The organism is Actinophytocola sp. KF-1 (genome assembly GCF_054661535.1).
This window is the reverse complement of sequence record NZ_BAAFVK010000004.1, coordinates 555,940-568,630: the sequence shown is the minus strand read 5'-3', so window position 1 is coordinate 568,630 and position 12,691 is coordinate 555,940. Positions and strand designations below refer to the sequence as shown.

6 protein-coding genes are annotated in these 12,691 nt (G+C 72.5%); all 6 read right to left on the bottom strand.

What is annotated here, in order from left to right:
- Window positions 1-282 precede the first annotated feature (282 nt).
- Genes ACYQ77_RS15550 through ACYQ77_RS15525 form a run of 6 tightly spaced genes read right to left on the bottom strand, consistent with a single transcriptional unit; the run spans window position 283 to window position 12,493 of the window.
- Entirely contained in the window at window positions 283-2,766 is a 2,484-nt protein-coding gene (locus tag ACYQ77_RS15550; RefSeq protein WP_459711718.1) for an amino acid adenylation domain-containing protein, read from the bottom strand.
- Between the two features lie 44 nt (window positions 2,767-2,810).
- Entirely contained in the window at window positions 2,811-3,857 is a 1,047-nt protein-coding gene (gene gntD, locus ACYQ77_RS15545) for a guanitoxin biosynthesis L-enduracididine beta-hydroxylase GntD (protein ID WP_459711715.1), read from the bottom strand.
- 22 nt (window positions 3,858-3,879) lie between these two features.
- Entirely contained in the window at window positions 3,880-8,337 is a 4,458-nt protein-coding gene (locus ACYQ77_RS15540; protein ID WP_459711713.1) for a non-ribosomal peptide synthetase family protein, read from the bottom strand.
- 36 nt (window positions 8,338-8,373) lie between these two features.
- Window positions 8,374-8,622, bottom strand: coding sequence for an MbtH family protein (locus tag ACYQ77_RS15535; protein WP_459711711.1), 249 nt, complete (start codon window positions 8,620-8,622; stop codon window positions 8,374-8,376).
- Window positions 8,619-11,714, bottom strand: a complete 3,096-nt coding sequence (locus ACYQ77_RS15530) for a condensation domain-containing protein (RefSeq protein ID WP_459711710.1) — start codon at window positions 11,712-11,714, stop codon at window positions 8,619-8,621. The genes ACYQ77_RS15535 and ACYQ77_RS15530 overlap by 4 nt, the downstream gene beginning before the upstream one ends.
- Window positions 11,711-12,493 (bottom strand): thioesterase II family protein, encoded by a 783-nt coding sequence (locus tag ACYQ77_RS15525; RefSeq protein WP_459711708.1) that lies wholly within the window; start codon window positions 12,491-12,493, stop codon window positions 11,711-11,713. The genes ACYQ77_RS15530 and ACYQ77_RS15525 overlap by 4 nt, the downstream gene beginning before the upstream one ends.
- Window positions 12,494-12,691 lie beyond the last annotated feature (198 nt).

Genomic DNA, 12,691 nt, shown 5'->3' with positions numbered 1-12,691 from the left:
ACATGGAGCCCGCAAAGGCTCGGCACGTTCACTCGAAGTAACTGTGGTCGTGCATCACATGATTTCCACATGAGTAGTGTTGGTAGCCGCTCGCGCGAGAACTAAATCTCCGCGTCGGACCAGGGTGGGAAACCATGTGATGAATCACGGAAGGCGACCCCTGTGCGCCTCGCCGTCGAATTATCCTGAGGGGGTGTCATGACCGGCGAAGGGGCAGCGGCCGGACGTTCGGCAAGCGGTGTGCCGAGTCGCAGGATAGCGCGCCGGATTCTCGTTCCGGTATCAGCGGCATCGACCCCGCGGCGCAGCGGGATCAATAGCACGCAGTGCCGGCATATCGAGTTTCCCGCCGGGGGTGCGGGGCAGCGCGGGCAGCAGCGTGAAGCGGTCGGGTCGCATGTAGTGCGGCAGCGTCGCCGCCACCGCGCGGCGCAGTTCGGCCTCGGTCACCTCGGCGAGTGGTTCGACGAAGGCGTCGAGCCACTCGGTGCCGGCTTCGCCGCGCAGCAGCACCACGCAGTCGGCGACCGAGGGGTGGGCGCGGACCGCGGCCGCGACCTCGCGCAGCTCGATCCGGAAGCCGCGCACCTTCACCTGGTCGTCGGTGCGTCCGCTGATCCGCAGCCGTCCGTCCGGCGACCACGCGCCCCGGTCCCCGGTGCGGTACAGGCGGGTCCCGGCGCCGGCCGGGTCCGGCAGGAACCGCTCCGCGGTGAGCGCGGGTTTGCCGTGGTAGCCCAGCGCGACGCCCGGGCCGCCGAGGTAGATCTCGCCAGGCACCCCGGGCGGTGCCGGGCGCAGCAGCGGGTCGAGCACGTGGACGCGGTAGTTGGCGACCGGTCCGCCGATGGGGATGTCACCGCCCAGGGCCTCCTCGAGCCCGCACGGCTGGGTCGTCGCCCACACCGCGCACTCGGTCGGCCCGTAGTCGTTGAACAATTCGGCGTCCGGGCAGTCGAGCAGATGCTGCGCGACGAGACGGGGCGGCAGCGGTTCGCCGCCGAGCGACACGGACCGCAGCCGGGCGAGTGCCGCAGGTGTGGCGACCCGCAGCACCAGGTCGTACTGGGAGGGCACGGCGTGGATGTGGGTGACCAGCGCGCGGTCGAGCAACGCCGCGAGCGCGGCCGGGTCGTGGACCTCCGTGTCGGTGGGCAGCACGACGGTGCCGCCGGTGGTCAGTGCCCAGAACAACCCGCCGTACGCGCCGTCGAAGCACAGCGCCGGCAGCACGAGCTCCCGTTCCGGCGGTGCCGTCCCGGTCTGGCGCGCGACGGTCGAGGCGACGATCGCGCCGTGGTGTACGGCGATCCCCTTCGGTGAGCCCGTCGAACCGGAGGTGTACACGAGGTAGGCGGTGTCGTCGGCGGACACGCGCACGGTCACCGCGTCGCCGGGCGCGCCCGCCGGTGGCTCGACGGGCAGGACGGGAACGGGTGGCGCCGCGGTGAGTGTCCGGTCCGCGAGCAGTGCCCGCGCACCGGAGTCGAGCAGGATGTGCCGCACGCGCTCCGGCGGGAACGCCGGGTCGATCGGCACGAACGCGGCACCCGCCTTGAGCACGCCGAGCATCGCCCCCACCGAGACCGCGGCACGCGCGGCCAGCAGGCCGACGTGGTCGCCGGGCCGCACCCCCTCGGCGCGCAACCGGTGCGCGACCGCCGTCGCCCGCGCCTCCAGCTCGCCGTAGGTCAGCTCGGTGCCGCCGCACAGCACGGCGGGTCTGCCGGGGGCCCGTGCCGCCACCCGGGTGACGAGCGTGTGCAGGCACACGTCGTCGACCACGCGCGCCGTGCCGCGCGACCATCCATCCACATCGGACAGTTCGCGCTCGGTGAGCCCGGTGATGCCCTGGACCGGTGCGTCCGCGAGCAGCGCGCCCAGGACGGCCAGCAGCCGGTCCGCGAAGGTCTCCACCGTGTCCCGCCCGTACCGCTGCGCGTCGTGGTCGATCCGCAGCCGGTCACCGTCGAACAGCACGGCGAGCTGGTGGTGCGCGATGCCGCCGGGCAACCGCAGGGACGCCACGCGATACCCGCCGATCGAGTCGGGAACCGTCCGTCCCGCGCACCCGACCGCCACGGCCCCCTCAGCGTGCGGGGACGTGGGCGCGCCGGCCCGGACCGCCCTGCCGGCCCGGCCGAGGAACTCGCCGCCGCGCTCGCGCTCCACGACGTCCAGCCGGACGGCGGCCGGCGGCGTGCCGTCGACGACCACGGTGTTCGCCGCGGGGCCGCCGTAGCGGTGCAGCAACAGCGTGACCCCCGCGGCCAGCACGGCCGTCTCGGGCACACCCACCGACCGCAGCCGGCCCACCAGGTTCGCCGCGGACCGGTACACCGTCCCGGCCGACCCCGACGACGACGAACCACGGTCCAGTGCAGCGGGCACCTCGGTGACCGGCGGTGCCTGCACCTGCGGGCCCGGGTTCTCCTCGCACGCCACCGGGAACCGGGTGGCCGGGTCCAGCAGCCACCGCAGCACCGCGTCCGGCGCCAGGGATGCCGTGGTGACGACCACGACGAGGAAACGGTCGTCCGCGAGGCGCGCGAGGACCGCCCGTGCGGGCACCGTGTCCGCACGGGCGGCCGCGACCTCGTCGCGGAGGAGAACGCTCCAGTCCGGCTCGGCGCCGCCGGGCACCACGTCCTGGATGACCAGCCGCAACGGCGGCTGCTCGGTGCTCACGCGGTCCCGCTGCACGTCCGGGTCCAGCTGACCGTGCACGAGCCAGACCCCGTCGTGCACCCGGATGTCGTCGGTCATGACCGGTCGCTCTCCTCACCTCACGGCTTCGCCGCCCGCCATCGTCAGATCAGGACGCGGTCGTGCGCCGCCGCCCGATGTGCGCGGGAACGACGCAGGTCCCTCGTGACGATGGCCTTCTTCAGCCAGCGGTCGGTGCCGTCGAACCGTGCGGTGAACGCGCTGCGCCCGTGCACCGCCTTGTAGTTGTCCACGACCAGCAGGTCACCGGCGTCGAGCGGGACGTCGACGAGGTGCCGCTGCAGCTCCGCGGTGAGCGCGCCGAGCGCCTCCTCGGCCTCCGCGTCGCCCGGCAGTGCGGACATGAACACCGGGTCGATGCGCAGGTAGGGCTGCTCGGGGTGACCGAACAGCACCGAGCACGGCTCGGGCGCGTCCTGCATGCGCTGCATCGGGTGCACCTCACCGGAACTCGCGGCGAGTTTCCGCGCCTGGTTGAGGTGCTCGGTGTCGGGCCGGATCAGGAACCGCGGCTGCGCGAGCACCCGGCGGTGGCCGGGGCTCAGCCGGACCCGGTCGATGTCCGCGATCACGGTGGGCACCGCGTCGTGGTTGCGCAGGCCGAGGAGCAGCAGGTAGTCGCACCGGTACGGGTGGAAGCCGTCCTCGGTGTGCCACGCGAGCTCGACGGTGCCGTGCCCGCTCTGCTCGTTCTCCTGGTCCGGCATCGGCAGCACGTCGTGGATGAGCCTGCCGTTCTGCAGCGTCGACCAGCCGAAGATGTCGCCGAGCAGGCCGGAGACGAGGACGAGGAAGACCTCCTGCACCTCCGACTCGTCGTGCTGGTCGCGGTCCTGCCAGTTCAGCGGGGTCGGGCCGATCCGCTGGTCGTCCACGGGCAGCCCGTGGACGACCAGCGCGGGCGCCGTCTCGTGCAGGCGCAGGCCCCGCAGCTCCGCCACGAGCGCGTCCGGCAACCGGTGCGCCAGTTCGGAGGCCGCGGTCAGGAGTGCGGGGGCAGTGCTCGACCCGTACTCGGACAGCACCTCCCTGGCCATCCTGTCCACCGCCGCGCCGTCCTCTGCGGTGAGCCGGACGTGGCGGAGCCGGTCGGTTTCCGTGCCGGGGAAGGTGATCGTCTTCGTTTCCATGGAACGTCCTCGATCCGGTCGGTCACGCGGACGTGCCCTGCGGCACGACGTCCTCGGGAGCGGGCAGGTGCCCTTCCTCGACGAGGAAGCGGAAGCACGAGTGCGCCCACTCCTCGTTCACCGGCGGGCATTCGATGCCGGAACCCTCGAGGGCCTCGGTGAGCGTCCGGCACTCGTCCATCGGGTTGACCCGCTTCTGCAGCTCCGGGTCCAGCGCCGCGTGCCGCATCGACGCGACGCGCAGCAGCGGGGTCATCGGGAACAGGACGTGGTCCTCCTCCACGGCGAGGGCCTGCTGCCGTGCCTCCTCCTCGTCCACCACGTTGAGGTCGTAGCCGAACGAACGCAGCCACTGGTAGCACTGCTGCATGGTCGTCGGTTCCTTGTTGGTGATGTTGAAGTTCTTCCCGAAGTTCTCCTCGCGCAGCGACGTGTAGACGATCGCCTGGACCGTGAAGTCCACCGGCACCGCGTTGATGACGTCGTTGTAGAGCGGCAGGACACCGAGGTCCAGGAAGCCCTTCAGGTAGACGTACAGGTAGTCGGTGTGGTGCGCGGCCCCCGTGTCGGCGTGCCCGGTGATCATCCACGGCCGGTGCACGATCACCGGCACCCCGCGGTCCCGCGCGAGGTGGCAGATCTTCTCGGCGAGCCACTTGCTGCGCGGGTAGCCGGTCGGGATCCGGATCGGGCGTTCGTCGAGGTCCTCCTCGGTGAACGGGCGCTCCGCGCCGGTCCCCATGAAGACGTCCACACTGGACACGAACTGCACGGACTTCACCGTCTTCGTCGTGGCGAGGCGCAGCACCTCCTTGGTGCCCTCGACGTTCGCCGGCCGTGCCGCCTCGTACGGGAAGGTGAAGTTGACCACCGCGCCGCTGTGGTAGATCACGTCCAGGATCTCCGCGTAGTGGTCCCATTCCCGGGGGCTCAGCCCGAACCTCGGCTTGCCGAGGTCACCGAGCACGATCTTCATCCGCGTCCGGTACGACTCGTCCCACGCCCGGTAGCCGCGCAGCGTCTCCTCGAGCCGGTCCCACGCCGCTTCCTCGTTCTCACCACGGACCAGGCAGTGCACGGTGGCGTCCGTCTTCTGCACCAGTTCCACGGCGAGGAACGCGCCGAGGTAGCCGGTGGCGCCGGTGACGAGCACGTCGTGTGGTGCGAGGTAGTCCGCGTGCGGCAGGTCGCCCGGGGTGATCTCCTCGGGCAGCGTGATCTCGGCGTGCAACTCGGCGAGCTGCTGGGCGTAGAGGACCTCGCTGTCGACGTTCTCCTGCTGCCTGCGGCTCTCCTCGATGGCCTGCGCGACGCCCGCCACCGTCGGCACGCGGAAGATCTGCTCCACCGGCAGTGAGACGTCGTGCTTGCGCGACAGCTGAGCCGACAACCGCGCCACGAGCAGTGAGTTGCCGCCGAGGGCGAAGAAGTCGCCGGTGGCGCTGACCTTGCTGACGCCGAGCAGTTCCGCGAAGGTCTCGGCGATCTCGGCCTCGAGCTGGGTCTGCGGCTCGACGAACTCGTCCGCGGCGCCCGCCTCGGGCACGGGCAGCGCCTTGACGTCGATCTTGCCGTGCCGGGTGAGCGGCATCCGCTCCAGCGTGACGAACGCGCTCGGCACCATGTAGTCGGGTACCTGGCCGAGCACGTGCTTGATCAGCGTCTCCTGTGCCAGCACCCGGCCGACGACCGGGACGACGTAGCCCACCAGCCGCGGGCCGCCCGGCTGGTCGTCGAGGACGGTCACGACGGCCTCGGCGACGAGCGGGTGGCGCAGCAGCACGTTCTCGATCTCGGACAGCTCGATGCGGAAACCGCGGATCTTGACCTGCGTGTCCGCGCGGCCGAGGAACTCGATCGAGCCGTCCGGCCGGTACTTCGCGAGGTCGCCGGTGCGGTACAGGCGCGCGCCGGGCTCGTCGGAGAACGGGTCGGGCAGGAAGCGCTCCGCCGTCATCGCCGGCCGGTTGACGTAGCCGCGGGCGACACCGCCGCCACCGATCCACAGTTCACCGGGCACGCCGGGCGGCACCGGGTTGAACTGCTTGTCCAGCAGGCGGATCCGCGCACCCGGGATGGGGCGGCCGATCGGCACCCTGCTCGCCTCGCCGTCCTTTGCGGACACCCGGTGGACCGAAGCCCACACGGTCGCCTCGGTGGGGCCGTACTCGTTGAACAGCGCGACGCCGGGCATGCGGCGGAAGTGCTCCGCGACGAGACCCGGCGGCAGCAGCTCACCGGCCAGCACCGTGGCGCGCACCGAGTCGAACGACTCGGGCCGCGTCTCCAGCAGCACCGCGTACTGCGACGGTACGCCGTCGACGTGGGTGACCGCCTTGCCGCGGATCAGGTCGGAGAGCAGCTTCGGGTCGAGCACCTCCTGGTCGTCGGGCAGCACCACGGTGCCGCCGCGGCGCAGCGTCCAGTACAGGCCGCCGCCGGAGGCGTCGAAGGTGAGCGGTGCCAGCACGAGGTAGCGCTCCGGCATGCCGGGCTCCTCGCACGCCGAGCGCGCCACGGTCGAGGACACGATCTCCCGGTGCTCCACGGCGACGCCCTTCGGCCGGCCCGTGGAGCCGGAGGTGTAGATGATGTACGCCAGGTTGTCGCCGGTGGTGTTCGTGGCGGGCCTGGTCACCGCGCCGTCCGGGTCGCTCGTCGGGATCGCGACCCGCGCGATCCCGGGCAGCGTGCCCGCGAACGCGTCGAGCGCGTTCTGCGTGCCGACGATCCGGGTGATGCCCGCGTCCTCCGCGATGACCGCGATCCGGTCCGGCGGGTAGGACGGGTCGAGCGGCACGTACGCACCGCCCGCCTTGAGCACGCCGAGCAGGCCGACCACGGCGTGCACGGACCGGTCGCTGAGCACGCCGACGCGGCTCTCCTGCTCGACCCCCTCCTCGGCCAGCGCGGCGGCCAGCGCCTCGGCGCGCAGGTCCAGGGAGGCGTAGGTCATCTCGGCCGCGCTCGAGGTGAGCGCGATGCCGTCGGGGTTGGCGGCCGCGGCCTCCTCGATCAGCTCGTGCAGGGTCCACGGGCCGCGGTGCTCCTGGCCCGAGGGGTTCCACGCACCGAGCTGCCTGCGCTCGTCGTCGGTCAGCAGCGGGACGTCCGCGAGCGCCCGCCTCGGCTCGGCGACCGCCGACTCCAGCAGCAGGAGCACGTGCGACAGCATCCGCCGGACCGTGGTCCCGTCGAACAGGTCGGTGTTGTACTGCGCCCGCAGGGACAACTCACCACCGCGGCGGATCGCGTAGAGGTCGATGTCGTGCGGGGTCCACGTCGTGCCCAGCTCGATCGGCTCCGCGGTCCCACCCGGCAGTTCCCGGCCCTCGTCGCCCTCCTCGAAGCCGAAGAACACCTGGAACAGCGGGGTGTGGGACAGGTCGCGCAACGGCTGGGCCGCCTCCACGATCTGCTCGAACGGCAGCCGTGCGTGCTCGAGCGCCTCGCCGAGCGCGACCTCGGTGCGGGCGACCAGTGTCGAGAGGGTCTCGCCGCCGTCCAGTTCGAACCGCAGCGGCAGCGTGTTCTCCAGGGGGCCGACGAGCGCGTCGCCGTCCGGGAGCCACGAGGGCGGTACGGCGACGCCGACGGCGAAGTCGTGCTGCTGGGCGTACCGGGACAGCACGGCCGCGTAGCCGGCGAGCAGTACCTGGGGCAGTGCGTGGCGCGCCTCGCGCGTGTGCTCCTCGAGCGCCGCGCGCAGCGACGGCGGCACGGCGACGGTCACCACGTCGGCGTTGATGGTCTTGGTCGACGGGCGGGAGCGGTCGGTGGGCAGGTTCAGCGTCGTGATCGCCGCCATGCGCGTGCGCCAGTAGTCGATGTCCTTCGCGGCGTCGTCGGTGCCGATCCACTCGCGTTGCGCCGCCCCGAGCGCGGCGAGATCGGTGGCACGCGCGGTGGCGGCCGGCTCGGAGCCGCCGGCCAGTGCCGCGTACCGGTCCAGGACCTCACGCATGATCCTGCGCACGGACGGCCGGTCGGCGACCAGCTGGTGCGCGGTCAGCAGCAGGACGTGGTCCTCGGGCCGCAGCCGGAGCAGGCTCGCCCGCACCAGGGGACCCTGCGCCAGGTCGAACCTCGTGCGTGCTTCCGCGGTGAGCACGCGCGTCAGCTCGCCGTCGAGGTCGTCCGCGTCGACGTCCAGGACGGGCAGCCGGAGCGACGCCACCGGCTTGACCGTCGCCAGCGGGTGGCCGTCGACCTCGCGGAAGGTCATGCGCAGCACCTCGTGGTGCTGGGTGGTGGCCGCGAGCGCCTGCTGCAGGGCTGCCGGGTCGATCGGGCCCGTGAGCCGGACCGCGGTACTGCTGTGCCAGGGACGGTTCAGGTCGAGCTGGACCAGGAGCCAGAGCCTTCTCTGCTCGAGGGTGAGGTTGCTGGGCGTCGCCGTGGCCGACCCGTCCAGAAGACTGGCGAGCAGGGCGCGCTTCTCGTCGGGTGTCATGGTGCTGAGGTCGGGCTGCCTGCTCATCGTGCTGGAACTCCTGTCGTTGCTGTCGGATGCTTGTCAGGCGATGCGTTCGCGGACCGAACGGGGACGCATGTCCGTCCAGACCGTCTCGATGTGTTTCAGGCAGTCCTGCTTCGTCCCGGTCACGCCCTCGGCGGTCCAGCCCGCCGGGAGCGGCCGGTCGGCGAACCAGATGGAGTACTGGTCCTGCTCGTTGATGACGACCTGGAACGTGGTGTCGGCGTCGTCGATGCCCATGTCGGTCTCCTTCGTGGTTCTCGTGCTGTCGCGTGCCGTGTCGCTCACCCGAGCTGGCTGAGGAGCTGGTCGATCTCGTCGTCGGACATGCCGGTCAGGCGGTCCCGCGCCGAACCGCGCCCTCCCGCCGCCCGCTCGTCGCGTTCGCGTTCGAGCCGCTCGATCGCGGTGGCCAGGCCGGCCGGGCTCGGGTCGCGGAAGAAGTCGCGGATCGGCACCAGCACGCCGAACTCGGTGCGGACGCGGCTGATCACCTTGGCGGCGAGCAGCGAGTGCCCGCCGAGCGCGAAGAAGTCGGCGTGCATGCCGAACTCCCGCACCGGCACGACGTCCCGGAAGATCGCGAGCGCGCGCCGCTCGACCGAGGTGCGCGGCTGCACGTCGGTCTCCGCGTGCCGTGCCAGGGCGCGCGGCGGTTCGGGCAGCGCGGCGTGGTCGACGGTGCCGTCGGGTGCGAGGGGGAGTTCGTCGAGCACGGCGATCACGGTGGGCACCTCGTGCGGTGGGAGCACCGCCTGCGCGGCGGACCGCACGCGGGCGGTGAACGCGTCGCGCTCGCGGTCCGACTCCGGCGGCTCGTCGGGCACCACCCACGCGACGGGCGCGCCGGCCGCGGCGACGACCGCCGCCGCGCGCACGCCGGCGAGCCCGGCCAGTTCGTGCTCGACCGCCCCCAACGGGACCGCGTGGTCGCCGACGGCGACGCGGTCCGGCGCCAGACCCACCAGCTCGAGGTCGCCGTCCCTGGTGTGGCGGCAGCGCAGTCCGGTCGGTTCGGCCGGGTGCCCGGTGCTCGCCACGTGCAGGTCACCGACCACGCCGACGGGCACCGGTGCGCCCGTCAGGTCGACGAGCCTGCGCGTGGTGCCCACCAGCGGCGGGCCGAGGTGGCGTCCTCGGGAGAGGTCCAGTCGCGCGAGCCCGGCGGGCACGCCGTAGGGCGGGCTGACGTGGCCCAGGAATACCGGGTGTCCCGTGCGGACCAGCATGTCGACGAGATCAGGAGCGATGACCTCGCTGCGGCACACCAGCCTGGTGCCCGGTGGTGGCTGCCAGCCGCCGGTGAGCGCCGCGCGCCACGTCGGCGCGTCGGCGACCACGAACGCGCCGGGCGGACCGCTCGGTTCGGTGTCCTCCTGCTTCGCGAGGAGCAGGCTGCGGGCCCGCGCGAGCGGGAGCAGCAGGTCCACCGGGTGCGGCGGCGTGGCGCCGTCGAGCAGCAGGATGTCGTCGTCGGGGGTGACTTCGAGCCGGTCGGCGACGGCGGTGAGCGTCGCGGTGAGCGACCGGTGCGACAGCACGGGAGCGGGTCCCGGCCCGCGGTGCGGTACACGCCACGCCGGGCCGTTGAGGTCCGCGGTCGGTGCCGGGGACACGGGGTCGAACCGCGGTCCCGTCGTGATCAGCCAGCCGCCGGGCTCGTCGTCCGCGTGCCGCACGAACGCGCCCGCTCGTTCGTGCTTGCGGCCGTAGGCGAGGACGGCGCCGACCTCGAAGACGGCGAGGAACACCGCGACCAGCGCGGCGGAGGGCACCGGTGGCGTGGTCACCACGACACCCGGTCCCGCGATGCCGTCCGCCCGCAACCGCGTCGCGAGGTCGGCCGCCCACTGCCGCAGTTCGTGCACCGTCACCACGGCGTCCGCGGCGGACAGCACGACGTCGTCGGCGCGGCGCGCGGCGATCAGGTCGAGCACCGTCCGGTCCGTCGGCGTGCCGGCGGTGCCGGCGTCCCAGCGCGCGACCGTCGCCTGGTCCGCCCGTCCCGCTGCGGGCAGCGCGCCGATGGGCGCCGCCGGGTCGCGCAGTGCGTTCGTCAGCACCGCGCGGTACAGCTGGAGGATCCGGGACGCGGTGGGTTCGTCGTACAGGCCGCGGTCGTAGTCCAGCCGCAGCCGCGTCCGGTCGTCGCCGGGCAGCACGGTCAGCCACAGGTCGAACTTGGCGGACGTCGCGTCCAGCTCGACCGGCGACATCGTCAGCTCGGGCAGCTCGACGCGCACCCCGGGCGTGTTCTGCAGCGAGAACATGACGTCGAACAACGGGTTGCGGTCGAGGACGCGCGCCTGCCGCAGTTCCTGCACGAGCCGGTCGAACGGCATCCGGTCGTGCGAGAACGCGCCGAGACACGTGTCGCGGACCGCATCGACCGCGGCGGCGAACGGTTCGGCCATCGCGAGGCGCGACCGCAGGACGAGGGTGTTGGCGAAGAAGCCGACGAGCTGCTCGGCATCCGGGTGGTGGCGCCCGGCCACCGGTGTGCCGACGGCGATGTCGTCCTGGCCGGTGATCCGCGCCAGCACGACCTTGAACGCGGCGAGGAGCACCATGAAGGGCGTCGCGTTCGCCCGCTCGCCGAGTTGGGTCAGCTGCGCCACGAGCGGGGGCTCGAGCTCGATCTCCAGCCTGCCGCCCGCGCCGCCGCGCTGGTCACGGGGCCGGTCGACGGGCAGCCGCAGCGGTTCGGTGCCCGCGACCGCCCGCCGCCAGTAGGTGACGAGGTCGGACATCCGCTGCTCGGTGAGGTTCTGGTCCTGCCACGCGACGTAGTCCGCGTACTGGACCGGCAGTTCGGGCAGATCCGCGGGCCTGCCCTCGCGCAGGGCCTGGTACGAGGCCGCGAGATCCCGGTAGAACACGTCCATCGACCAGCCGTCGCACACCATGTGGTGGACGACCACGACGAGGGTGTGAGCCAGCGGCGACTCCCGCACCAGGGCCACCCGCACCAGAGGCGGTGCGTCGAGGTCGAACGGCGCCGCCGCCTGATCGCGTGCGAGCCGCCGCACCCGCGCGGCGACGGCGTCGGCCGCCAGGTCCGTCCAGTCCAGCAGCGGCAGCGACACCAGCGCCTCGGGGACGACGAGCTGGTGCGGATCGCCGTCGACGAGACCGATCCCGGTGCGCAGGCTCTCGTGCCGCGCGACCACGTCGTTCAGCGCACGCTGCAGCAGCACGACGTCCAGCTCGCCGGTCATCCGGACCGCGGTCACCACGTTGTACGCGGCGTTGCTCGCCGGATCGAGCTGGCAGAGGAACCACAGCCTGCGCTGCGCGGGCGCGGCGGACAGGACGAAGTAGCCGCTGTAGTCACGCGACTCGCCACCGCCGACACCGCCCACATAGGACGAGCTGCTCATCGGTTCTGCTCCTGTTCGTCGTGCGTGGCGCCCAACGTGCTCGCGATGAACCGGACGATGGCGCGTTCGTGGTCCTGGACGAAGAAGTGGCCGCCCGCGAACTCCGTGACCGTGCAGGTGGCGGAGGTCTGTGCCCGCCACCCGCCGTCGTCCGGTCGCACCAGCGGATCGGCGGTGCCGCGCAGGACGTGGACCGGCACCGGCAGTGGTGGCCGCGGCTGGTACTCGTAGGTCTCGGCGAGGGTGAGGTCTGCCCGGATGGTGGGCAGCATCAGCGTGAGGAGTTCGTCGTACTGCGGCAGGTCCGGCTCCTCGCCCCCGTCCAGGCCGTCCCACGCGCGCAACCGTTCGAGCAACTGCTCGTCCGGCAGGTGGTGCACCTGGTCGACATCCGCGTACTGCGGTGCGTCACGGCCGGCGACGAACAACGCGGCGGGCATCGGGAGGTCCCGCGCGCGCAGCTCCCGGGTGAGCTCGAACGCGACGAGCGCCCCCATGCTGTGGCCGTAGAAGGCGAAGGGACGACCGGCGGGCGGCGTCAACGCGTCGGCCAGCGACGCGACGAGGTGGCCCATGTCCGTGACCGCGCGCTCGCCGAGCCGGTTCTCCCGTCCGGGGAGCAGCGCGGCGGTGACGTGCAGCGCCGGGGCGTGCCCGGCCCAGGTGCGGAACGTGGAACTGCTGCCGCCCGCGTGCGGGAAGCACACCACCTCGTGCGTCGCGCCGCGCCCGTCGCCGAACGCGGTGAACCACTGCGGACGTGGCCGGAGCCTGTGCACGCCTACCTCCGTTCGGGGATACCGGTGTGATCGGCGACCGCGCCCACCGGAAGTGGTTCCGCGCGCCGGTCGCGGCACGGCGTCTAATTCCTAGCAGTTTTACCCGCGGGTGCGTCAAGAAAGCCCGCTCAGCCTGAGAGATGAGCGGTACGGAGGTGAGAGTGAGCCGAGAGGGGTGCCGCATAAATTTGCTCGGGA